The sequence below is a fragment of the Klebsiella sp. CN_Kp091 genome (assembly GCF_040065095.1).
GTDB classification, from domain to species: domain Bacteria; phylum Pseudomonadota; class Gammaproteobacteria; order Enterobacterales; family Enterobacteriaceae; genus Klebsiella; species Klebsiella aerogenes.
In genome coordinates this window covers 692,540-716,807 of record NZ_JBEAIO010000049.1, presented here as the reverse complement: position 1 = coordinate 716,807, position 24,268 = coordinate 692,540, and the positions used below count along the sequence as shown (strand labels likewise).

Annotated in this window: 21 protein-coding genes; 10 read left to right on the top strand and 11 right to left on the bottom strand. The window is 52.4% G+C overall.

The window, feature by feature from the left end; translation table 11 throughout:
- Positions 1–2: 2 nt before the first annotated feature.
- The 5 genes from ABLV17_RS24015 to ABLV17_RS23995 are packed head-to-tail and all read right to left on the bottom strand — an operon-like array spanning position 3 to position 5,003.
- A complete protein-coding gene (locus tag ABLV17_RS24015; RefSeq protein ID WP_113373230.1) occupies positions 3–950 on the bottom strand; it encodes an HpcH/HpaI aldolase/citrate lyase family protein in 948 nt (315 codons plus the stop codon).
- Positions 950–2,023, bottom strand: coding sequence for a cysteine protease StiP family protein (locus ABLV17_RS24010; RefSeq protein WP_308958702.1), 1,074 nt, complete (start codon positions 2,021–2,023; stop codon positions 950–952). Before ABLV17_RS24010 ends, ABLV17_RS24015 begins: the two co-directional genes overlap by 1 nt.
- A gap of 1 nt (position 2,024) precedes the next feature.
- Positions 2,025–2,798 carry a hypothetical protein gene (locus ABLV17_RS24005; protein ID WP_113373232.1) on the bottom strand — a complete coding sequence of 258 codons (774 nt, stop codon included), beginning with the start codon at positions 2,796–2,798 and terminating at the stop codon, positions 2,025–2,027.
- Positions 2,791–3,921, bottom strand: a complete 1,131-nt coding sequence (locus tag ABLV17_RS24000) for a phosphoribosyltransferase domain-containing protein (protein ID WP_308958703.1) — start codon at positions 3,919–3,921, stop codon at positions 2,791–2,793. Before ABLV17_RS24000 ends, ABLV17_RS24005 begins: the two co-directional genes overlap by 8 nt.
- Positions 3,918–5,003 (bottom strand): ATP-grasp domain-containing protein, encoded by a 1,086-nt coding sequence (locus ABLV17_RS23995; RefSeq protein ID WP_348854730.1) that lies wholly within the window; start codon positions 5,001–5,003, stop codon positions 3,918–3,920. The genes ABLV17_RS24000 and ABLV17_RS23995 overlap by 4 nt, the downstream gene beginning before the upstream one ends.
- 286 nt (positions 5,004–5,289) lie before the next feature.
- Here ABLV17_RS23995 and ABLV17_RS23990 point away from each other — a divergent pair, with 286 nt between their 5' ends.
- Genes ABLV17_RS23990 through ABLV17_RS23965 form a run of 6 tightly spaced genes read left to right on the top strand, consistent with a single transcriptional unit; the run spans position 5,290 to position 9,817 of the window.
- Positions 5,290–5,880, top strand: a complete 591-nt coding sequence (locus tag ABLV17_RS23990) for a TerD family protein (protein ID WP_308958705.1) — start codon at positions 5,290–5,292, stop codon at positions 5,878–5,880.
- Complete coding sequence (locus ABLV17_RS23985) at positions 5,880–7,019, top strand: TerD family protein (RefSeq protein WP_308958706.1); 1,140 nt, start codon at positions 5,880–5,882, stop codon at positions 7,017–7,019. The genes ABLV17_RS23990 and ABLV17_RS23985 overlap by 1 nt, the downstream gene beginning before the upstream one ends.
- A gap of 21 nt (positions 7,020–7,040) precedes the next feature.
- Positions 7,041–7,496, top strand: coding sequence for a tellurite resistance TerB family protein (locus ABLV17_RS23980; protein ID WP_087859475.1), 456 nt, complete (start codon positions 7,041–7,043; stop codon positions 7,494–7,496).
- Positions 7,497–7,518: 22 nt separating this feature from the next.
- On the top strand, positions 7,519–8,559 hold the full coding sequence (locus ABLV17_RS23975) for a TerC/Alx family metal homeostasis membrane protein (protein ID WP_087859476.1): 1,041 nt from the start codon (positions 7,519–7,521) through the stop codon (positions 8,557–8,559).
- A gap of 46 nt (positions 8,560–8,605) precedes the next feature.
- Entirely contained in the window at positions 8,606–9,184 is a 579-nt protein-coding gene (locus ABLV17_RS23970; protein WP_087859477.1) for a TerD family protein, read from the top strand.
- Between the two features lie 57 nt (positions 9,185–9,241).
- The gene (locus ABLV17_RS23965) at positions 9,242–9,817 is read left to right on the top strand and encodes a TerD family protein (protein ID WP_348854729.1); all 576 of its coding nucleotides are present in this window, start codon (positions 9,242–9,244) and stop codon (positions 9,815–9,817) included.
- Positions 9,818–9,864: 47 nt separating this feature from the next.
- Here the strand turns inward: ABLV17_RS23965 and azoR are convergent, their stop codons facing one another.
- The gene (azoR, locus tag ABLV17_RS23960) at positions 9,865–10,470 is read right to left on the bottom strand and encodes an FMN-dependent NADH-azoreductase (RefSeq protein ID WP_049052730.1); all 606 of its coding nucleotides are present in this window, start codon (positions 10,468–10,470) and stop codon (positions 9,865–9,867) included.
- A gap of 201 nt (positions 10,471–10,671) precedes the next feature.
- On the opposite strand from azoR, the gene hrpA reads away from it, so the two are divergent.
- The 3 genes from hrpA to ABLV17_RS23945 all read left to right on the top strand — a co-directional run bounded on the left by hrpA (position 10,672) and on the right by ABLV17_RS23945 (position 16,376).
- Positions 10,672–14,574 (top strand): ATP-dependent RNA helicase HrpA, encoded by a 3,903-nt coding sequence (gene hrpA, locus ABLV17_RS23955; protein WP_308958133.1) that lies wholly within the window; start codon positions 10,672–10,674, stop codon positions 14,572–14,574.
- A 319-nt stretch (positions 14,575–14,893) separates the two neighbouring features.
- On the top strand, positions 14,894–15,478 hold the full coding sequence (locus ABLV17_RS23950; protein ID WP_308958134.1) for a hypothetical protein: 585 nt from the start codon (positions 14,894–14,896) through the stop codon (positions 15,476–15,478).
- Positions 15,479–15,599: 121 nt separating this feature from the next.
- Positions 15,600–16,376 (top strand): hypothetical protein, encoded by a 777-nt coding sequence (locus ABLV17_RS23945; protein WP_308958135.1) that lies wholly within the window; start codon positions 15,600–15,602, stop codon positions 16,374–16,376.
- 114 nt (positions 16,377–16,490) lie between these two features.
- Here ABLV17_RS23945 and ABLV17_RS23940 read toward each other — a convergent pair whose 3' ends face one another.
- The 5 genes from ABLV17_RS23940 to ABLV17_RS23920 form a co-directional block, all read right to left on the bottom strand.
- Complete coding sequence (locus ABLV17_RS23940) at positions 16,491–17,870, bottom strand: efflux transporter outer membrane subunit (protein ID WP_308958136.1); 1,380 nt, start codon at positions 17,868–17,870, stop codon at positions 16,491–16,493.
- Positions 17,867–18,952 carry an HlyD family secretion protein gene (locus tag ABLV17_RS23935; RefSeq protein ID WP_015705600.1) on the bottom strand — a complete coding sequence of 362 codons (1,086 nt, stop codon included), beginning with the start codon at positions 18,950–18,952 and terminating at the stop codon, positions 17,867–17,869. The genes ABLV17_RS23940 and ABLV17_RS23935 overlap by 4 nt, the downstream gene beginning before the upstream one ends.
- Before the next feature lie 27 nt (positions 18,953–18,979).
- The gene (locus ABLV17_RS23930) at positions 18,980–20,632 is read right to left on the bottom strand and encodes an MFS transporter (protein ID WP_213316191.1); all 1,653 of its coding nucleotides are present in this window, start codon (positions 20,630–20,632) and stop codon (positions 18,980–18,982) included.
- Entirely contained in the window at positions 20,632–21,063 is a 432-nt protein-coding gene (locus tag ABLV17_RS23925; protein ID WP_015366352.1) for a MarR family transcriptional regulator, read from the bottom strand. The genes ABLV17_RS23930 and ABLV17_RS23925 overlap by 1 nt, the downstream gene beginning before the upstream one ends.
- Before the next feature lie 184 nt (positions 21,064–21,247).
- Positions 21,248–22,522 (bottom strand): Glu/Leu/Phe/Val dehydrogenase, encoded by a 1,275-nt coding sequence (locus tag ABLV17_RS23920; RefSeq protein WP_015366353.1) that lies wholly within the window; start codon positions 22,520–22,522, stop codon positions 21,248–21,250.
- A gap of 531 nt (positions 22,523–23,053) precedes the next feature.
- Here ABLV17_RS23920 and ABLV17_RS23915 point away from each other — a divergent pair.
- On the top strand, positions 23,054–24,259 hold the full coding sequence (locus tag ABLV17_RS23915) for a bifunctional succinylornithine transaminase/acetylornithine transaminase (protein ID WP_308958138.1): 1,206 nt from the start codon (positions 23,054–23,056) through the stop codon (positions 24,257–24,259).
- Positions 24,260–24,268: the final 9 nt, after the last annotated feature.

Below are 24,268 nucleotides of genomic sequence, written 5' to 3'. Positions count from 1 at the left end.
GGTTAATTTATCGACCCTTGGGCAAAAGCGTCTTGGGCGAATTCGCTAACGATACCGTAATGGGCTGCTCTGGCCAGGATGGCTGCAGCCCAGTTGCGATGGGTGGCCGGTTCGCACATTGTCCCTTGAGATTTAAACACAGCCTGGCTGGAGTTAAGGATCCGTAGCGCATCAGCGTGTTCGCCGGGTGTGACCATTAGCGCTCGTTCAATCGTCAGCAATTGATTGGGATGAATAGCTGTTTTTCCGACCAGACCGTGGGCCATATCCAGCTGCAGTTCCCGCGCCATGATCTCCTGGCTATCGATATGTTCGCAAACCGGCGCGGTAAGGGCGAAATGATAAGGAGAGAAAACGGATACCAGCATTTTGATAACGTATCCCATTGGCCCGTCGTACAGCGTCAGGTTACGCGAACGACGCAGCGAGATAACATTCATGAGATCGTTACCACCGATACGCAAGGCGATTATCCGGGCTCGACAGGGATGAGCGCTGAGTTCTACGGCAAGTTGGCGCATTTTCTCGCAATCAAATACCTCTTCGGTTTCCAGCGTTGGCATCATGCTCAGAGAAGTGCTGCCGATCGCTCGCCACCAGCCAGCCAGTGAATGGTGAGTGAATTTGGGTATGACCATGCCGTCAATGGCCGTCAAATCAAAGTTCTCGATTAGTTGTTTCGCCATGGTTAGATGTCGTGGACGAATAAATACCAGCGGCCAGAGACGGTGCTCTTGTGTTGCTTTGGCATGGGCCAGCTGTGTACAGAGCTTTTCGAGGTTTACCAGAGCGTGGTTGATATCGCTATCGCTAACCGAATCCTCAAGACAGATCACTAATGAGCGTAGTCCTTTCATTTTGCCGTCAATGATGGTTGAGGCAATATCATGGCGCGTGGCGGGCATGTATAGGGTCGCTCCCAGATTCCATGCCGAGAGACGTGTTTTCATTAAAATACCTTCTTGATAATAGTGACGGCACGGTATTGGCCGATTTCATCGCCAACTTCGCTTACGTGAATACCTTTATCGCGGGCTAACGCAATCAGTAGCGCAACATCCGGATCGTTAATGGCGCGCACCAGAACATGATCGGGTACCCTGCGAAGCACCGCTCGTGTTGCTTCTGCGATGCCTGGTTTGATGCGGTTAAGATTGTCGACGGCATATCGTTCGGCGAGATGGAGCACTACAGCTTCGCTTTTGCGTCGAAGTCTGGCTTTCTGCGCTAAATCAGGTTTAATCTGCGCGGCGGATAGTAGCGTCTGTCGATAGTTGTCAACGGTATCAACCAGTAGCTGGCCGCATTCAAAATCAGCTAAATGATCGCATTGCACACAACCGTGAAAGCCGACCGGCGACCACAAAGAGCGAGAAATCAGACCCGATACCGGCGCGCCCATGATTCCGAAGGGGATTAACCAGTCATCGTCGGACGCGGACAACCACGCGCAGCCGCAGGGATCGGCTAACACCACCAGTCTGGGATCGGCGGGGTAGCCTTTACGGCCATGTAGCGAACGTTGCAGCTGCGAACGAATGGCGCCTTTGCCGGTCCATCCGTCGACAAAGACGATACCTTGCGTGCCGTGACGGCGTTCAATCCAGTCAAGCGCGGCGCTATCAATACCGCGATCGCGAATGATGCTAATACCGTAGTGGAAGGACGTTTTACCCGCATCACGCAGCGCACGCTGTAGCATCACCCCTAGCGGCACACCCGCGCGCACTAAACTCACCAGTATGATAGGCGTATCAGTGAACTGCGCGATGAGCGTGTGACAGAGCTGCTGCACCTCGTTAGCCATGCGTGGCGTTTCACGCTGCAGGGCCTTGGCAAAAAGATTAAGATGCCACTGACTTGGCGCGGGCTCCTGGCTGAGCAGGTCGGAATAGTGCGCTTTACCCGATTGAATCAACACCTCTTTTTCATCAACCGACGTCATGGCGATATTCACCGGACTGAGTAGAAAGCGGACGTCATTTTGCGGAAAAGCGCCGGAAAAGTGATGGAGCTCGTGCATATTAAGAACCTGCGAAAATATGGTGATTAATGGCTGCGGCAAACTGGCTTTGCCTGGGGATGGCAAACCAATGGCAAAGTTGCAAAAAGCGATGATCGCTAAGGCTGTCGCCAAAACCGAGCACCGGGAATTTGCCGCGCTGGGCCTGCAATTTATTTACTAGCCAAGCGACGGCCGACCCTTTATCGACAGGTTCAGGTATCCAGGCAACATTATTACCGTTGCGGTGAAGATAAAAGCCCTGCAGGGTGAAGCGCTGCGTCAGCCAGTCGGCAAAGGCGTAAAGTTCGGCGATTCTGGTGCTGTCGCGATGTTTCATCACCAGGTAAACGGGCACTTCGTCATACTCTTTGTTGATGCGCGCCCAGCCGTCGACGCCTTGAATAGCCATCTGGGTAGTGATGTCGTGTTGCATGGCTGTCAGTTTGTCAGCATACGGCGCCAGGTTAGCCAACATATGCTGTTGCCACTCAGCATCCGCTAGCCCTTCAGGCGTGATGATGACCGCGCCGTGGGTGGTTATAGCCCATGAGTCAAACGCGATTTGCACCCGCGCCAACTCTTCGCTTCCTCTGGCGGTGACGGGGATCAGTTCGGCATGTTCCAGCAGCCAATCGACGAGCATGGCCTGCTCTTCGTTCATATAGCTGCGTGGACGCATTTCCCGGTCCAGCGCGGCGCAACGAAAGGGGGCCGCAGAGAGTTCATTGACCATTTTCCGTCTGGTCTGAAATAACGTATCGTCGAGATCGGAAAATACTACTGGCTTATTCATAAGATAAAATCTCCAGTCGCGAACAAAGCGACTCCAGCGCGTGTACCAGGTGGGGATCAACGCTTTCCTTTGGGGTCTCAATACATAAAATAATGCGATCGAAACGCTGGTGGGCGACGTTGTAGACAAAGTTTGGGATGCCCAGCCCGTAATTATCGTTAAATGACAGCAGCGATTGGATGGCCATGCCGGGCGCAATCGGCGAGCGACTAGTGGCGCTGAACTTAATGCTGGCCCCTTGCTGCTCAAGACGCTCAGCTAGCAAAAATGGTTCCCAGACAAACTCACCGCTGCCTAGTACCAGGATAGTTTCGCCTGTGGCTGCGACGATCTCGCAGCCGAGGTCAGCGGCGGGACGTATCATTCCCAGGCGCCCCCACGTCTGGCGCCGTGAAAGGGCATACTCTCCACGCGAGGTAATATTGACGGCAGGCATTTCAGGAGGCGTAGCGTTGGACTGTGGATACCATTCCCAGCGTCCTTTAACTAACGCGACCTGGCTGACAGGCAGGTTACAACGCCTGGCGAAGGCATCGCCGCTCCAGTCGGTGAGGGTCACGGAGACAACCCTTTGCAAATGTGTCAGATGCGGGTGCAACGCGGACACAAGATTGATGAAGGTATTACCGGTCGTTGCTTCATCATCGATGAGCACCAGAGTTTTTGCTTCCAGCACCCGTCGGCGCATTTCTCGATCGTCGGGGAGATAAATCAAATGGTCCGTGGCATGGCTATGCGCTTCTTTAAATTCGCACAGCAGTTCCGCCTCTTGCGGATGACGCGTAGAGGTGAGATAGATTGCCTGGTCAACACGTTTGCGGAGTTCGTCAAACACGCCTGCGCCGAGGCCAACGGCAGTCTCAGCCATCCCGACGAACAACACCGGCCCGGCGAGGTCGGCGGGGAAACCAACGGCAAGTCGCTGGTAAACTGCGCGCATCGTTGCCGGCGAAACAGGGATATGTCGACCTAACACCTGACTGACAAACAGAAATGCCCGTTTAGGATTGCGCCGTTCAGCGATGTCAAACAGTGCATGAAGTTCGTTATCCTCGCCGTGGTGAAACACGCGTAATTCGCCACTTGAGAGCTGACGGCGGTAGCAGTTTTCGTGTTTCATCATTTCACCTCCGCATTGTACGAAGGCGCAAGAACGTTGTTGAGTTGCTGAGGGTATCGCCTGCTCTCTGTCATTACTCTGATGGTTGCAGGGGTGAACTGATGCGCTACGCGCCGTATAATGTCATCCGCTGTCAGTAAATCCAGCCGCTGCGCGGCGAACAACCCGGGCAGATTAACGCCGCTGTGACGGGTATAACCAATACCACCGGAAGGGCGTAGATTTATTTCCAGTAAAAGTGGTTTGCCTTCTGTATCGTTCCGGGTCTGCACGTTAACCAGGCCATCAGCGTGCAGTGCTTCGGCGCAGGCGCAGGCAAGTTCTATCGCCGGCCCGCTATTTTCCAGATACTGCAGCGCGCCTTCTTTTCGTCTACCAATGGCTGTCAGTACTTTGCCGTGACTAAGCAGCATGTCGACAGAGTATTCGGGCCCGGGTAACCAGGGCATGAGGGTCAGTGGAGTAAACACCTCACTGCTCTTAACGGCGGCAAGATACTGTTCCGGCTGAATGCGTCGTTGTTCCGGGTGGTTAATAATATCTGTAGAAAGCGCGTGCTCATCAAATAGCCAAAACCCCATGCCATAAATACCGGTCACGGGTTTCACACATAAACGGCAACCGGGAAAAGGTGACGCTTTGAGGAGATATTCCAGCGTGTTGGTATCAGTGATTCGAATAGATGGCACCACGGGAAGCCCATACGCTTGCATGGCTTTTGCAAAGCTGACTTTGTCATCGGCAATATCAAATGTGGATACCTGGCTTGCGCCCGTGGTGAGACTCACGCCTAGCGCTTCAATTTGCCGTCGGTGCTGTTCGTACCAACGGCACGCTTTGCCAACCTGAATGGCGGATATGCCATATTCCTTTGTTATTGATGAAATAAATGACATTCGTGAATTGATGTCTGTGGGTTCACTTAATGAAAAATGTGCCGTTGATAATATTTCATGTCGTGATTGACTATGTGAAGCGTAGGTGGTTATTGGGTGTTTGTTATTATTGATTGTGAAATCATTAATGCCGAAAATGATATCGCGTTGGGAGGCGAGCCCCTCCATAATCCATATTTTTCTTTCCATTAATATTACTTCCACGCGTCCAGCGTTAAATTTAACTGGAGTCTAGGTTCGCTATAATGGCATGTCAATCATAATATGAGGTGCTTTTTTGTTTTCGGAATGAGTATTTGTGCAGTGAATATTTTTATATTTTTTAATGATTTTGGGAATGCATTGCTATCAGTGGCGTATTTTTCTTTTTCCTAATTTTATAAATTGCCTTGTCTCAGTTCTTTATCATGATATGATTTTTTTCGAGTCTTTAATGCATATTGATTTGCTAAATATATTTTATAGGGAATAATAAATGGTCTCACTTACTAAGAATCAGACAATTTCATTAAGCAAAGCGTCTCCGGCATTATCGCAGCTGACTTTCGGTTTAGGCTGGGATCCGCTGCAGGCGAAGAAAAAAGGGTTTTTCGGCGGATTGTTCTCCGGTGGCGCCGGTTCTATCGACCTTGATGCCAGCTGCATTCTATTGAATAAGAATGGCAACGTGCTGGATACCATTTGGTTTGGACAGCTGAAATCTCGCTGTGGCGCTGTCGTTCATAGCGGCGATAATTTAACTGGAGAGGGTGAGGGTGATGATGAAGTCATTCGCGTCAATCTGGAAAAACTTTCCTCTAATGTGGAGTATCTGGCTTTTACCGTCAATAGTTTTCGCGGCCAAACTTTTAACGAAGTTGAGAATGCCCATTGCCGCGTGCTCGATCAAAATAATCAGGAGTTGGCCCGCTACCAGCTAACCGAGCAAGGTTCTCATACCGGTATTATTATTGCTTCATTAAGCCGTCAGAATGGCAGTTGGGATTTTACCGCCCATGGTCAAGCTGCTCAGGGGCGCACTATCGAAGATATGGAAAGTGACGTATTACGCATTGTGGTGCGCTAATGAAATTATTACCCGGAGGAAATAGCGCGGTTCCTGCAGCTAATCTTAGTATCAAAATAAGCGCGGGAAGCGGTGTTGATGTGTCGTCATTTCGTCTCTATACCAATAATAAAGTGAGAGGCGATGCGGATATGTGTTTTTACGGCCAGCCGCGGAATGATGATAATACCATACAGGTTAGCGCTAATAATTCTGTTACTGTATTTCAGGTTGCATTAGGGCTGCTGCAGGCGGACGTCCAAAAGGTGGCATTTACCGCAACCTGCGATAATAACAGGACTATCGGTGAATTAGGCCATTTGACTATCGCGGTGGAGCATAACGGCAATACGCTGATTGACTGTCAGGTCGATGTTCACGGTCGAAATGAAGCCGCGCTGATTCTGGGCGAGTTTTACCGGCGTAATGGCGAGTGGAAGTTTCGCTTTGTCGCTCAGGGTTTTACGGGCGGACTAAAACCGCTCGCTGAATACTATGGCGTTGATATTGCCGATGAAGTTACACCTCCTGCTGCTGAAGCCGCGAAAGTGAACCTCAGCAAAGTCACTTTGACTAAAGAGAAACCGGCAATCAGCCTCGCTAAACGAGACGACTATGGCGAGATACGCGTTAATCTGAATTGGCATCGCCAAAGCTCGGCCACAGGCTTATTTGGTTCATTATTAGGGGGAGGGGCCAGCAACGTTGATCTGGATCTTGGCGCTTTTGTCGAATTAAAAAATGGCGATTTAAGCGTAGTTCAGGCATTGGGTAATGCATTTGGGCGATATCAACAACCGCCCTTTATTCAGCTTCAGGGTGACGATCGTACGGGGGCTGTTAACGATGGCGAATGGATCTGTATCAATGGCAGCGAATGGCAAAATATTCAGCAGATATTAATCTACGCCTTTATTTATGAAGGCGTTGCCAGCTGGGATAAAACAGATGGCGTAGTTACGCTACATGTCCCCGGCCAGCCGCCAATCGAAACCCGACTGACCGAAGGCAATAATCGTCGAACAATGTGCGCTATTGCTCGCTTAGTCAATGACAACGGCGCCATAAAAGTTGAGCGTATAAATCAATATTTCACCGGCCATAAAGAGATGGATCGCGCATTCGGTTGGGGATTCCGCTGGCGAGCAGGTTCTAAATAAAGAAAACCAAGTGAGGGAACGATGGGATTATTTAATAAAGTAAAATCGACATTGAACGCCAGCCGCGATGAACTGGTCAAACAGGTTGGGCGTTTTAAAAATAAGAAATTCATGCAGGGAACGGTTGCGGTATGTGCTCGCATTGCCGTTTCCAGCGATGGTGTTAGCGCCGAAGAAAAACAGAAAATGATGGGCTTTCTTCGTTCGTCGGAGGAAATGAAAGTTTTTGATACCAACGAAGTGATCGACTTTTTTAATAAATTGGTATCCAGCTTCGATTTCGATATGGAAATCGGCAAAGGCGAAACCATGAAATATATTCTGGCTTTAAAAGATCAGCCAGAAGCAGCACAACTGGCCGTGCGAGTAGGCATTGCGGTGGGCAAAAGCGATGGCCATTTCGACCCGGATGAACAGGCGGCAACCCGAGAAATAATCGCAGCGCTCGGTTTTAACGCTGAAGAGTTTGGTCTTTAACCCCAGCATTTAAAGGTATTTCATGGTCTCCACGCATTTAGGTTTTCCCGTTGAAACGGTGAGCGTTTTTATTATTCTCGCCATCGGGGCTATCGTTATCGACCTCGTGATGCATCGTAACGATAGCGTGATATCGCTGAAAAGCGCGGCACTATGGTCACTATTTTGGGTTGTGGTGGCAATGGCTTTTGCCGGATTTCTGCTGGTGCACCACGGCGCGGAAGTAGCCAGTTTGTTTGTTACTGGTTACGCCTTAGAAAAGGTGCTTTCGGTCGATAATCTTTTCGTTATGATGGCGATCTTCTCCTGGTTTGGTATCCCGGAACGCTATCGCCACCGCGTCCTGTACTGGGGGGTGATTGGCGCGATTATTTTCCGCGCTATTTTTGTCGCCATCGGCACAGGGCTATTAGCACTGGGTCCGTATGTTGAAATAGTCTTTGCCTTAATTGTGCTATGGACTGCCGTCATGATGTTAAAAAGCGGGGAGGAGAGCGATGAAATAGAAGACTATTCGCAGCATATCGCTTACCGACTGGTAAAACGTGTGTTCCCCATCTGGCCAAAATTGGTGGGACATGCTTTTTTACTTACCGCTAAAGAGGTCGACCGTGAACGGGCGAAGCCGGAGAATAAAGATCTCATTATTAGCGCTGGTAAACGCGTCGCGCTATATGCAACGCCGCTGATGTTATGCGTGGCGGTCGTTGAACTGTCTGATGTGATGTTTGCTTTTGATTCCGTGCCGGCCATTATTGCAATAAGCCAGGAGCCGCTGATTGTCTATAGCGCGATGATGTTTGCCATTCTTGGCCTACGTACGCTTTATTTCGTACTGGAGGCGCTTAAACATTATTTAGTGCATCTTGAAAAAGCGGTCATCGTATTACTTTTCTTTATTGCCTTTAAGCTTGGTCTGAATGCCACCGACCATCTCTGGCACCATGGCTATAGTATTTCGGCTACCGCCAGTCTGTATGTCGTTCTGGTGGTGCTTATTCTTGGGATTGTCGCTAGTTTTGTATTTCAGGAAAAAAACGAGGAACAGCCGGGAGGTAGTTAATTCTTTGCACTGTCCTTATTCATGTTCACTTTAAAAAGGATTTAATATGAGCGTATCACTATCAAAAGGCGGTAACGTTTCTCTTAGCAAAAGCGATCCGTCAATGAAAAATGTGCTGGTTGGATTAGGGTGGGATGTTCGTACCACCGACGGCCAGGATTTTGACCTCGACGCTTCCGCCTTCCTGTTATCTGAGACAGGAAAGGTGCGCAGCGACAGCGATTTCATCTTCTACAACAACTTAAAATCGGCAGATGGTTCGGTCACTCATACCGGTGACAACCGGACCGGTGAAGGAGACGGCGATGATGAATCGCTGATCGTCAAACTGGATATGATCCCCGCGAATGTCGCGAAAATTATCTTTGTGGTGACCATTCACGACGCGCAAATGCGTCGCCAAAGCTTCGGTCAGGTTTCTGGCGCTTTTATTCGTTTGGTCAACAACGATTCGCAGCATGAAGTAGCCCGCTATGATTTGACCGAAGACGCTTCCAGCGAAACGGCGATGCTTTTCGGCGAACTTTATCGCCATAACGGCGAGTGGAAGTTCCGTGCCGTCGGTCAGGGATACGCAGGCGGCTTGTCCAGCGTCTGTGCCCAGTATGGAATCAACGCATCGTGACTCGAGCTGCCTGATTGCGAATCGGGCAATACGGTAGATTTATAACAGGAGGTTTAAATGGCTGTTTCCCTGGTTAAGGGTGGTAACGTATCACTCACTAAAGAAGCGCCGTCGATGAATATCGCGATGGTGGGGTTAGGTTGGGATGCTCGGGTCACTGACGGGCAGGGCTTCGACCTTGACGCGTCGGTCTTTATGGTTGGCGAGGATGGCAAGGTGCTCTCGGATGCGAATTTCATCTTCTTTAATAACAAGAAGAGCCCTTGCGGCGGTGTTGAGCACCAGGGTGATAACCGTACCGGTGAAGGAGACTGCGATGATGAACAGGTCAAAATCACGCTTTCCCAGGTTGCCGCAGAGGTGAAAAAACTGGTTTTCTCGGTAACCATCTACGACGCCGAAGCCCGTAAGCAGAACTTCGGTATGGTACAGAATAGCTATATGCGCGTGTATAACCACGACAATGGTGAAGAAATCGCGCGTTTTGATCTGTCGGAAGATGCATCAACGGAAACGGCGATGATCTTTGGCGAACTGTATCGTCACGGTGCTGAATGGAAATTTAAAGCGGTAGGTCAGGGATTCGCTGGCGGTCTGGCGGCGTTAGCTTCCGCGCATGGCGTTAGCGTTTAATTCTTGGCAAGAATAAAACCTCCCGCTGAGGCGGGAGGTTTGTTTTATCAGGCAGCAACCACGCTGTCGATCGCCGCTTTGGCATCGGACTGCGCTTTGGCCGCAACTTCTGGACCATAAGCAATACCCTCTGCAAACACGAAGTTCACGTCGGTGATACCGATAAAGCCAAGGAAGGTAGACAGATACGGCGTAACCAGGTCGGTCGGCGTATCTTTATGGATACCACCGCGGCTGGTTAGCACTACCGCACGTTTGCCGGTAACCAGACCTTCAGGCCCCTTCTCGGTGTAACGGAAGGTGACGCCTGCGCGGGCAACCAGGTCAAAATAGTTTTTCAGCTGAGTCGGGATGTTGAAGTTGTACATCGGCGCAGCGATAACAATCACATCGTTAGCTTTCAGTTCAGCGATCAGCTCATCGGAGAGTGCCAGCGCTTCCTGCTGACGCGCAGTCAACTGTGCATCGCTCGGACGCAGCGCGCCAACCAGTTCACCATCCAGTACCGGAATCGGGTTTGCCGCCAGATCGCGCACGGTGATAACGTCGCCTGCGTGTTTTTCGCGCCATTGTTCAACAAAATAGTCGGACAGTTGGCCGGATTGCGAGTACCCTGCAAGAATACTGGACTTCAGAACTAATACTTTGCTCATGGGTGTTTCCTTTTAATGTGATTGACGGGTCAATGCCCTGGTGCTTGATGACACTGTATTCACAATCATGCCGCAGAGATAGCGCAATATATCGAATTCTATGTTCAATTTTTTTGAACAAGGCATGAATTCTACAGATGTGATAATCTACAGCAATATTACATGAGAGATTTTTCCGGCAGAGCACTGCCCGATAACGCTATGACAGAACAACAAAAAATCACTTTCTCGCAGCTCTATGAACGGCTCGATGGCCTGATGCTGCGCGATAAATCGCGCTACAGCCGCCGCCTGCATGGCGCAAAGAAGGTTAAAAATCCTGATGCCCAGCAGGCCATTCTCCACGAGATGGCGCAGGAGATAGAACAGGCCGCTGGGAAAGTCCTGCTACGCGAAGCCGCGCGTCCGGCAATTACCTATCCGGAAAACCTGCCGGTTAGTCAGAAAAAACAAGAAATTCTCGAAGCGGTGCGCGACCACCAGGTGGTGATCGTCGCCGGGGAGACCGGTTCTGGCAAAACCACTCAGTTACCCAAAATTTGCATGGAGCTGGGGCGCGGCCTGAAAGGCCTGATTGGCCACACCCAGCCGCGTCGACTGGCGGCGCGAACCGTCGCTAACCGTATTGCCGAAGAGCTGCAGAGCGAGCCAGGCGGCTGTATCGGTTATAAAGTCCGCTTCAGCGACCACGTCAGCGAAAACACCATGGTTAAGCTGATGACCGACGGTATCCTGCTGGCGGAAATCCAGCAGGATCGCCTGCTGATGCAGTATGACACCATCATTATTGATGAGGCGCACGAGCGCAGTCTGAACATTGATTTTCTGCTGGGCTATCTGAAAGAACTCCTGCCGCGCCGCCCGGACCTGAAAATCATCATAACCTCCGCAACCATCGACCCGGAACGTTTCTCGCGCCATTTTAATCATGCGCCGATTATCGAAGTTTCCGGGCGGACTTACCCGGTTGAAGTACGATATCGTCCGATTGTTGAAGAGGCGGACGATACCGAACGCGATCAGCTCCAGGCGATTTTTGATGCCGTCGATGAACTGGGGCGCGAAAGCCCCGGCGATATCCTGATCTTTATGAGCGGCGAGCGGGAAATTCGCGATACTGCCGATGCGCTGAATAAGCTCAATCTGCGCCATACCGAAGTGCTGCCGCTGTATGCTCGTTTATCCAATAGTGAGCAAAACCGGGTCTTCCAGTCCCATAGCGGGCGGCGTATTGTCCTGGCAACCAACGTTGCTGAAACCTCGCTAACGGTTCCGGGTATCAAATACGTTATCGATCCGGGTACCGCGCGCATCAGTCGCTATAGCTACCGTACAAAAGTGCAGCGCCTGCCTATCGAGCCGGTATCACAGGCCTCTGCTAATCAGCGTAAAGGCCGCTGCGGACGTGTGTCAGAAGGTATCTGTATCCGTCTTTACTCGGAAGACGATTTCCTGTCGCGGCCGGAATTTACCGACCCGGAAATTCTGCGTACCAACCTGGCGTCGGTCATTCTGCAAATGACCGCCCTGGGGCTGGGCGATATCGCCGCGTTTCCGTTTGTCGAAGCGCCGGATAAGCGCAACATCCAGGATGGCGTGCGTCTGTTAGAAGAGCTCGGCGCCATCACTACCGATGAGCAGGCAACGGCTTATAAGCTAACCCCACTGGGCCGCCAGCTTAGCCAGCTACCGGTGGATCCTCGTCTGGCGCGGATGGTGCTGGAAGCGCAGAAACATGGCTGCGTGCGTGAAGCGATGATCATCACTTCCGCGCTGTCGATTCAGGATCCGCGCGAGCGCCCCATGGACAAGCAGCAGGCGTCTGATGAAAAGCATCGTCGCTTCCACGATAAAGAGTCTGATTTCCTTGCGTTTGTCAATTTGTGGAACTATCTCGGCGAACAACAAAAGGCGCTCTCGTCGAATCAGTTCCGCCGCCAGTGCCGGGTGGATTTCCTCAACTATTTACGCGTGCGTGAATGGCAGGATATTTACACCCAGCTGCGCCAGGTCGTGAAAGAACTCGGCCTGCCGATCAACAGCGAGCCGGCGGAATACCGGGAGATTCATACCGCGCTGCTGACCGGTTTGTTGTCGCATATCGGGATGAAAGACTCTGATAAACAGGAGTATACCGGCGCCCGTAATGCCCGGTTCTCTATCTTCCCCGGCTCCGGTCTATTCAAGAAACCGCCGAAGTGGACGATGGTCGCGGAACTGGTGGAGACCAGCCGCCTGTGGGGGCGCATCGCCGCCCGCATTGAGCCGGAGTGGGTCGAGCCGGTGGCGCAGCATCTGATCAAACGTTCCTACAGCGAACCGCACTGGGAGCGGTCGCAGGGCGCGGTAATGGCGACAGAAAAGGTTACCGTCTACGGTCTGCCGATCGTCGCCGCACGTAAAGTGAACTATAGCCAGATTGACCCGGCGCTGTGCCGTGAGCTGTTCATTCGCCACGCGTTGGTAGAGGGCGACTGGCAGACGCGGCATGCTTTCTTCCGCGATAATCTGAAGCTGCGCGCTGAAATCGAAGAGCTGGAGCATAAGTCGCGCCGTCGCGACATCCTGGTGGATGACGAGACCATGTTCGAGTTTTACGACCAGCGCATTAGCCACGATGTCATCTCCGCTCGCCACTTTGATAAGTGGTGGAAGCAGGCCAGCCGCGAAACGCCAGACTTGCTCAATTTTGAAAAGAGCATGCTGATTAAAGAGGGGGCTGAGCAGGTCAGTAAACTGGACTACCCGAATTTCTGGCATCAGGGCAATCTTAAACTGCGTCTTAGCTATCAGTTTGAACCCGGCGCGGATGCCGATGGCGTAACGGTTCATATTCCGCTGCCGTTGCTCAACCAGGTAGAGGAAGCCGGATTTGAATGGCAGATCCCCGGCCTGCGTCGCGAGCTGGTCATCGCGTTAATCAAATCGTTGCCGAAACCCGTTCGGCGTAATTTCGTCCCAGCGCCTAATTACGCCGAGGCGTTTTTAGGCCGCGCGACGCCGCTGGCGTTGCCTCTGCTGGATTCGCTGGAGCGTGAGTTGCGTAAAATGACCGGCGTGACCATCGACCGCGAATCCTGGCAGTGGGATCAGGTGCCCGATCACCTGAAAATCACTTTCCGGGTGGTGGATGACAAAAATAAGAAACTGCAGGAAGGGCGCTCTTTGCAGGCCTTAAAAGACGCGCTAAAAGGTAAAGTTCAGGAGACGCTATCGGCGGTGGCCGACGATGGTATTGAACAGAGCGGGCTGCATATCTGGAGTTTCGGCACCCTGGCGGAGAGTTACGAACAGAAGCGCGGCAACTATAAGGTTAAAGCCTGGCCGGCGCTGGTGGACGAGCGTGACAGCGTCGCCATCAAACTGTTTGATAATCCACAGGAACAGCAGCAGGCGATGTGGCGTGGTCTACGCCGTTTGCTGTTGCTTAATATTCCGTCGCCGATTAAATATCTGCACGAGAAACTGCCCAACAAAGCCAAACTGGGACTCTATTTCAACCCGTATGGCAAGGTGCTGGATCTGATTGACGACTGCATCTCCTGTGGTGTTGACAAGCTTATCGATGAAGCCGGCGGCCCGGTGTGGACCGAAGAGGGCTTTAGTAAACTGCACGATAAAGTGCGCGCCGAACTGAACGACACGGTGGTCGATATCGCAAAGCAGGTCGAGCAGATCCTGACGGCGGTGTTTAACATCAATAAGCGTCTGAAAGGGCGGGTAGATATGACGATGGCCCTGGGGCTGTCGGATATTAAAGCGCAGATGGCGGGTCTGGTTTATCGCGGCTTTGTTACCGGCAACGGTTTCCGCCGCCTTGGCGATACGCTGCGTTATCTGCAGGCAATTGAAAAGCGTCTTGAGAAGCTGGCAATCGACCCGCATCGTGACCGCGCGCAGATGCTGAAAGTCGAGAGTGTGCAACAGGCGTGGCAGCAGTGGTTGAATAAGCTGCCGCCGAATCGCCGCGATGACGACGACGTACAGGAGATCCGCTGGATGATCGAAGAGCTGCGCGTCAGCTTCTTTGCTCAACAGTTGGGTACCCCGTATCCCATCTCGGACAAACGCGTGTTGCAGGCGATGGAGCAAATTACGCCGTAGTCTCCCCTTCATTATGCCCGGCGACGCTGTGCTTGCCGGGCATAATACCAGCCCCGGTAGATAAGCAACGCTTATTGGAATTTTCTCCTCCCTTGATTATATTCGCCCGGGAACTCTTGCCCGTATATAAATGAAATCTTAAAATCGATGACCTCGCTTGGTTAATCTGTGTAAAGTGTGTATGTTTTTACTCATCACAAGATAGGGCTAAGGATACAGATTGTTAATTGTTAACTCGATTTATAAAAAATATTTATCCAGGATTAGAATATCATGTTGTTTAGCGATGGTTTTTTGCACGACCGGTTGCAATACTCTGATGCTTAATGAATATATTAGAGGTCATGAATCGCAGGAAAAAATATACGCCAGAGATAATGTTGTCGCTATCGCACTCAGTAAAGATGAAAATAAGAAAAACGAGGTGATATTTATTGGTGAGCGCTTTAATTATCCGATAAAGCAAGGCGGGGATAAGATTGATAAGATGTATGAATTAAAAGAGAGCTATCTGCCTCAGTTGATAATTACTGATTTGGACCGCTTTAATATTGGAAAAACCCGCACAGATTTTACAGCAGATATCAGATTTAAATATGGCGAGCGAAAAATAGATAAAGCAACGGAGAATATCCTCGTGAAAAATCAATTTGATTGCTATGGGTTCGGGGAAAATACCGGTCCTTGTTATCGATCTGTTAATTCTTTAAAGGGGACTATTCAGAAAAAGGAAAAAATCCAAGGCAACATCGTTATCAGCAACTTTGATAAACCCTATGCTGTGAACATTTATAAAAAAAATGGCCTTTCAGCTGCTCGCGTTCTATATCCACTTGCCGTGGTTGCTGATATTGTAACATCGCCTGTACAACTACTCGTCGTTGCATCCCACTACTGGAGATAGTCATCCAGCATTAATAGCAGAATACTATATTTAGTTCTGGTTAATTGGGGCTACGTACTTCTATTTTATGGACCATTATTACCTCGGCGATCCTGATTATCACTTTTCAAAATGAGATTATATGAATAAATCTCTCATGGCGGTGCCAGTAATCCTTGTTATTGTAGCGTGCAAGCCGTTATCTGAATCACCTCTCTGTGATGAGACACAGCGGGCTATCAATGATGCAAACTTTTTTATTTTGACGCATTTAGTCCCTTTTAAAGGGGATGTACAAACGGTACGCATTATTGAGTCGCCGGATAATATTTCTACCGTGATTAATTTTGCCCAATGCGGAAGGCTGGAAACTTTTGAACGAGAGAGCAAAAGTAGTACGTCGACTGAAACAAACACTCTCAGAAATAAAGCCCGCTGGCAAAAAGGTACAGGGTGGGTTACAGAATGGATTAGACTCACCCGGAGTGCTTCCGGAGAAATGTCTAAATTAATTATGACCGAGCGTTACGATACCGACAAATCAGGGCGAATTATTAGTTCCAGTGGAGTTATCACAGGTATTGACGCCCCAAGAGCGATGAGCTCGATTGTCTATAGCTATAACGACCAACATCAATTGGTAAATAGAATGATTCGTGGGGGAATGATAGCGAGTCTATCTTTTAATTATGATTATAAAGGAAGGTACTTAAGCCGTATTTCTTCATCTGATTCCACGTCGACGCTGCGCTGGGATGAGCAGGGGCGCTGGTTATCACGTGAGACGCAGACTGACTATTCAGGGAAAAGAGAATCCCGATGCCTGGCCTGGGATCAGGTTGGCAACTGCGTAGATGAATTTGGCGAGCGTCAGTCAAAAACCGAAAGGGTGAGATATAAGTTTACGTATTACCAATAACGACAAAATAATACGTACTTAACCCGGACCGATGCGGAAACATCGGTCCGGGGATTTATCCTCAAGCAAAATTGGCTACTTCTACCTGCATTGCTGCATATATTGCTTTGGGTTTCAGGCTGCAGATGAGTCAAACCAGCCGCCTCCCAGCGCCCGGTACAAATCAATCTGCGCCAGTAGAAGATTATTTTTCACCTGTACCACGCTCAACTGAGTGGAGAACAACGTACGTTGCGCATCCAACACGTCCAGATAGGAAGAGTAGCCGTTACGATAGCGGTTCTGCGCGATACGTAACGTTTCTGCGGCGACCGATTCCTGCTCCTGGAGCTCGGTTAACTGCTCGCCGTAGCGGCTGATGGCATCCAGACTATCGTTCACCTCTTTGAACGCACCACGTACCGTTTTCTCATATCCGTAGAGCGCCTGATTGCGCTGAGCCATCGAGACATCAACCTGCGCATTTAGCGCCTGACGGTTGAGCAACGGCGCCAGAATGCTGCCGCCAATGCTCCATAACCGCAGCGGGTTATCGAGCAGATCCGGCAGCGTTCTGTCCTGCAAACTGCCGGTGGCGGTAAGGTTGATGGAAGGCAGCAACTGCGCCTGCGACGATGCCAGGGTGGCATCAGCGGCCACTAGTTGGCGTTGAGCCTGCGCAATGTCCGGACGGCGGCTCATTAGCGTCGAGGGTAGCTGTGAGGGCAGGCGTAGCGGGCTAAGTTGCGCGAACTCGTTACGTTTTACCACACCGGGATTGTCGCCCAACAGAACGCTCAGGGCGTTCTCTTGCTGCGCGATTTGATGCTGCAATGGCGGGATCTGCGCCCGGGTCGAGCGCAGTTCGGAATCCGCCTGCATGAGCTCCAGGCGCGAGGTATAGCCGGTTTCATACTGGCGTTTAGCCAGATTCCACGCATCTTCTCGCGATTTCAGCGTTTTGCGGGTGACCCGCAGCTGCTCGTCTAATGACAACAAGGTGACGTAGCCGACGGCGACCGATGACGCTACGGTGAGATTAGCCGCGGCGGCAGCGGCTTTCTGCGCTTCAAGGCTGGCTTCGGCGGCGCTGGCGGCGCTGCGGTTGGCCCCCCAAATATCGACGTCATAGCTGGCGGTCAGGCCGCCTTTGTACAGCGTGCTGTGGATGGGCAGACCGGTCGCGGCGGACTGTGCGCGAGCGCGGGTACCGGTCAGGCTGGCATCAAGCGAGGGGAATAAGCTGCTATCAGCAGCGTACGCGCGCGCCTGATATTCGTTAACCCGCTCGCGGGCGATCAGGACGTCGCTGTTGTAGCGCAACGCCCGATCGACATACTGATTAAGCGCGCTATCGTGAAAATTGCGCCACCACACGCCTTCCACCGGGCTGGAAGGACCCACATCGGCACGCCAGGCGGCGGGGATCGCCAGCGTAGGCTCCGCACGTGGGACATCGGCAGACTGACAACCGACCAGCGCCAGCGCCACGGCAAGGGTTAACGGGCGGATCATTGTTTATTCTCCGCGCGGGTATCAATCGTCACCTGCACCGACATCCCCGGACGCAGACGATAGCTGTTTTTCTGTCCCTCATCGACCGCGATACGGACAGGGATCCGCTGGGCGATTTTGACAAAGTTGCCGGTCGCGTTATCCGGAGAGATCGCGCTGAATTCGACGCCGGTCGCTGGCGAAATACTTTGTACTTTGCCGTGGAAGGTTTCGCTGTTCAACGCATCGACCGAGAAGGTGACCGGCTGGCCGACGCGCACCTCGGCGAGCTGTGTCTCTTTCAGGTTGGCGATAACCCAGTGCTGAGGCGGTACCAGCGAGGTCAAATGCGTACCGGCGCTGACATAGGCGCCGAGGCGTACGGAGATCTGCCCCAGTTGCCCGGCCGTCGGGGCGATAATCCGCGTATTCTGCAGGTCGATTTCGGCAAGCTCCAACGCCGCTTTGGCGCTGGCCACATCGGCCTCCAGCGAATCGCGATTGACGATAGTGGACTGCAGATCCTGGCGCGACATCTCCAGTGTGGCTTTCGCCTGTTCGATATCGGCTGCGCCCTGAGCCGCGCTGGCCCGCGCGGAGTCGCGTTCGCGAATGGATAACGACCCATCCGCGGTAAGCTCCTGTACGCGTTTTAAATCGGCCTGGGTTTTTTGATTCTGCGCGCGGGCGTTTTGCAAGGCGGCCTCGTTTTTGACGATCGTAGCTTCGGCGCTTTTCCGCTGCTGCTGGTTGTTTTTCAGCGCCGCTTGTTTCATCGCCAACGTGGCCTGCGCCTGGTGTACCCGCTGCTTATAAATGCGATCGTCAATCTGGAACAGCACCTGTCCCGGCTGAACGGTATCGAAATCTTTGACGTTCACCGCGGTGATATACCCGTTAACCTGCGGGCTGATAAACGTCGTCTGACCGCGCACATAAGCGTTATCGGTAAACTGACTATGCCGGGTGAAAGGGGGCAACTGCCAGGCGTAAAGAATCACCAATACGCCGACGATGCCGATCGCCGCGGCGGTAAAAATAGACACCACGCGGATGTTGTTTCGGGTATTGGCCTGTTGCCTGGCCGCGTCCTGCTGACTCATAACCACTCCAGAGTAAAAATTATCTTATTATTTGTTGCCGGTTGCGCGTTTTAGCGCGATACGGGCGGTGATTCGCAATCTGATTAAGCGCCAGAAAATCCACACCAGCGTGGCGGCGGAGATCGCCGCCGTCAGGAGATAAGTGTCATTGTAGGCGAGAATATTGGCCTGTAGCGTCGAGGCGTTTTGCAGCAGGGTGGTCGCCTGCACGTTCAATAGCGTGCTGTCGCCAATCTGACTTTGATACATCTGGCTGTACTGCTGCAGTCGCTCGACGATCAGCGGGTTTAGCGTGGTTATCTGATCGGCCAACTGGCTGGAATGAAATTTTTCGCGCCAGGTCTGAAAAGTACCGAGGATAGCCGAGCCGAGCAGGCCGCCGATATTTTGGCTCATGCCAAACAGAACCGAGAAGCTGACCAGATTCCGCTGGTCGGCAATCACCCCGCCAATTCCCGCCAGCATGGCCGGCGCGAGGAAGAAGGCGCTGCCGAAGCCTAGTAAAAACTGGCTGAACATCAACTGTTCCGGACGGGTCAGGGCAGTGGACTGGCTATCAAGCAATGACGCAATCATGATCAACGCCAGCGCGGTCGCGGTGGGCCAGTAGAGGCGCTGCGGGTTAAGCGTCAGGCAACTGGCGACGATACCGCAGACGATACCGGCGAAAATAGACCATGCCAGATTGGTCATCTGCTCGTTTTGCAAGCCGACGTACTGCAGCCAGCCGATGACGCCGGTGTTCTGTTCCGCCAGAACGATGCGTATCAGCAGCATAATCAGCCCGAGACGAATGATACTGCCGCTGGAAAGCCATTTGGTGTTAAGCAGCGGGTTAGTGCGATTATGCTCGAAGGCGATAGCCGAAACGATCAGCACCACCGCTCCCGCCAGCGACCAGCCAAGCCACGGCGCCTCAAACCACCAGTCCAGACGGCCCAGCGACAGGACCGCGCAGACTAAAGCCATACCGGGAGCCAGTAGGAAGAAGGTAATAAAGTCCTTCTTCTCAAACACTTTTTTGCGGTCGCTGGGTGGCAGTTTCAGCGCGATGACGCAGGCGAGCGACACCAGCGCCAGGCCGAGCTCAAAGAAGTAGAGCCCGCGCCATTCGTCAATCTGCAGTAATTCAGTCGAGAACAGACGCGCCAACGGGATCGCCAGCGACGATCCGGTGATCCCAATGGTCAACGCCTTCAGACGGTGGCGCGCCGGCCAGGCCTGCACCTGATAGTAAATTCCCAGTGAACTTAACGCCGCTGCCACCATGCCGTGCGCCGCACGCACCATCATCGCCGAGCTGAGGTCGTTGACGAACAGGTGGAAGAAAGTGACCAGTACATACAGTACCAGGAAGCCTTCAGTAAAGGCGCGCAGGCCAAACTGCTGGCGAAATTTCACCAGCAGCAGATTGATAGAGACGTTAGTCATGACGTAGACCGCCGGCAGCCACGCAATTTCCGTCGACCAGGCGGCAAAAGTGCCCTGCAGCAGCTGCAGGTTGGCGGTAACGACGGCATTACCCAGCGCGCCGGTCAGGCATACCAGCAATCCGACGATGCCGTAAGCGACACGTTTTGGCGTACTGTGGATGGGCGTCGACGGTGAACCGAGCATCGCCGGTTTTTCATGCGGCGCCCAGTCGTGGGGCACATAGGGATTAGCATCGCGACGAGGCATTATTTCTTTTCCACCTCGTGCAGCAGCTTTTCCAGTACCCGGTGGGTTTGCTCACGCTCTTCCGGAGTGATGGCGGTGAGGATCTCCTCGCGCAGGTCGTCGGCGACCGCTTTCACCTGATGGAAAAGCGCCATCCCTTTTGCGGTGGCGACCAACAGACGCTTACGTTTATCGCTGTCAGGCTTAACGCGCTCCACCAGTTCAAGTTCGACCAGGCGGTTAATGAGCGGGACGATGGTGGCGCTTTCGACACCGAGTTCCTGCGCCAGTTCGCTTTGCGATAGGGGCTGCTCGTTGCGGGCAATGGCTGACACCGCCACCCATGACGCCTGGCTCATGCCAAGATTTTTCAACCGCCGGTTAACCGCCAGCCGCCAGTGATGCGCGGTTAAGTATAAGAGATGGGAAAAGTTAAGCTGTCGGTTATCCATGTTCCGCCTACAAATTCATTAGAGCTCTAATGATTTTAGGCGCGGCGATTTACCGATTTCAAGTCACGAAGATAAAAATAGGTTAACGCAATGTGCGTTTTTTGTGGAAAAGGCCGGCTGGCACGTGGAGAAAAAATAAAAAAACCCGGGCGAACCCGGGTTTAGTATCTGGATTAACCGGAGATTAGCCCGGGTAGATGCCGCGATCTTTACGCGCCAGCAGGATGCGCTCACAGGCGACGATGTAGGCCGCGGTACGCAGAGAACACGCTTTCTCGGCGGCTTTATCGCAGACGTGAACGATAGCATCGGTCATGATACGGTCCATCTTGGCGTTGATCTCTTCTTCACTCCAGAAGAAGCTCGCCATGTCTTGTACCCATTCGAAGTAGCTGACGGTCACGCCGCCGGCGTTACAGATAACGTCCGGAACCACGATCACCCCGCGGTCGGCCAGCACGTCGTCGGCGTCCGGGTAGGTTGGGCCGTTGGCGCCTTCGAGGATCAGCTTACAGCTGATTTTTTCCGCGCGCTCACGGGTGATTTGGCCTTCCAGCGCCGCCGGGATCAGGATATCCATCTCGGTGGTCCAGAAATCTTCTTTGGCGATTTCACGCGCACCTGGGAAACCAGCAATCTTCTTGTTCTCGGCCTGCCATGCGGTCAGCGCCTGCATGTCGATACCGCCTTCGTTGAACAGGGTCGCGGTGTGATCCTGGATAACGACAATACGCGCGCCAACGTCGGCGAACAGACGAGCGGCTTCGCTGCCAACGTTACCAAAACCTTGCAGCGCGACTTTCGCGCCTTCGATTTCGATACCGTTACGACGAGCCACTTCACGACCGGTGACGAAGACGCCGCGGCCGGTGGCTTTTTCACGACCCAGCGAACCGCCGAGATGAATCGGCTTACCGGTAACCACGCCGGTGATAGTGGTGCCGTGATTCATGGAGTAGGTGTCCATCATCCACGCCATCACTTTACCGTTGGTGCCAACGTCCGGCGCCGGGATATCTTTCTGTGGCCCAATGATAATGCCGATTTCGCTGGTATAGCGTCGAGTCAGACGTTCCAGCTCGCCTTCAGACAGTGAGAACGGGTCGACGCGGATGCCGCCTTTAGCCCCGCCGTAAGGAATATTGACCGCGGCGCACTTAATGGTCATCCAGGCAGAAAGCGCCATTACCTCGTTAAGATCGACATCCGGATGGTAGCGAACACCACCTTTACCCGGTCCACGCGATAGATTGTGCTGTACGCGATAGCCTTCGAAATGGCGGATGGTGCCATCATCCATCTGCACCGGAATATCAACGATCAGCGCGCGTTTCGGGTGACGCAGAGTTTCCACCCAGTAGGCGAGGTCGCCCAGATACGGCGCGACGCGGTCGATCTGGCGCAGGTAAGTGGTCCATGGAGATGTACTACTTTCAGATGCGTAAGATAACTTTTCCATAAGAGTCCTGTATCTCAATGTTATTTGTGTCGTGTAAAACCGTGGAATAGGTACAGCAGTAAAATCTGTGTGATGAATGTTATCACCAATTTTATAAACCAGTATTTGACGGCTATTCCGAATTTTACATTTTTGTTAGTTTTTTGGGGTTGCATTTGAATAAATAAGCACGGTCAGGCGCCTGCATGTCATGCATCAATATGCATATTTTATGCAGATAAGTGAATATGGAAATAATTTTTTCATATTTTTCATTATCTTGATGATCCTCTAAAAGTGAATAAAATGATTCGAGGTTGTATTGACTTTGTTGCGTGTCAGGGCCCAGCATTAGCTCACGCAATACACAAGGTATTAACTGTGAATTAACATATACCCATACAAATAAAATGGCTTATTTCAGTTGTGGTGAAAATATTTGTCATCGCAGCGGGACGTGTGCGCCCTGAAAACGGCTAAAGGGAAATGGTTAAATTCGACTATTCACGATTGGCCAATTTATGCCGCCGATCCTCGTTCCGGAGAATTGTTATGTCAGGCAGTATCACTCGCGAAGATTTTGATGCTTATATGGTTCCGTGTTTCGCTCCCGCGCCGTTTATCCCGGTGAAAGCGGCGGGCTCCCGCGTCTGGGACCAGCAGGGTAAAGAGTACATTGACGTGGCTGGCGGCATTGCGGTTAACGCGCTGGGTCATGCGAATCCGGCGCTGGCTAACGCGCTGAAAGCGCAGCTGGATAGGCTGTGGCACATCGGCAACGGCTATACCAACGAACCGGTGCTGCAGTTGGCGAAAACCATGGTGGAGTCGACCTTCGCCGATAAAATTTTCTTCTGTAACTCCGGTGCTGAAGCCAATGAAGCCGCGTTGAAGCTGGCGCGCAAGTATGCACACGACAAATTCGGCGCCGACAAGAGCGAAATCATCGCCTTTAAGAACTCCTTCCATGGCCGCACTCTGTTTACCGTGACCGTAGGGGGGCAGCCGAAATACTCCAGCGACTATGCGCCATTGCCGCAGGACATCACCCATCTGCCGTATAACGACATCGACGCGGTGAAAGCAGCGTTCTCTTCCCGCACCTGCGCAGTCATCGTCGAGCCGATTATCGGCGAAGGCGGCGTCATGCCGGCGGATCCGCAGTTCCTGCAGGCACTGCGCGAGCTGTGCGACGAGCATGAAGCCACGCTGATTTTTGATGAAGTGCAGACCGGCGCCGGGCGTACCGGCCAACTGTATGCTTACCAGCACTACAACGTAGTTCCGGATATTCTCACCAGCGCAAAAGGGCTGGGCGGCGGCTTCCCAATTGGCGCGATGCTGGCGAAAGAGGCCTGGGCGCAAGTGTTCCAGCCGGGTACCCACGGCACGACTTTCGGCGGCAACCCGCTGGCGGCGACCGTCGCTAATAGCGTGCTCGCGCAAATGGATAGCGCGCTGCTGGCGGGCGTGGGCGAACGCCATACCCTTATTGTCGATAAACTCAATGCGCTGAACGCTAAATATGATGTCTTCAGCGCCGTACGCGGGATGGGGCTGCTAATTGGCGCCGAACTGGCAAGTCATCTGCGAGGAAAAGCCAAGGCGCTGACCAATCTGGCGGCGGAAGAGGGACTGATCGCGCTGATAGCAGGGCCGGACGTCCTGCGTTTCGCCCCTGCGCTCAATATTCCCCTGGCGGATATTGATGAAGCCTTCATGCGCCTTGAGCGCGCCGTCGCCCGCTTAATCAGCTAATCCGGGAGA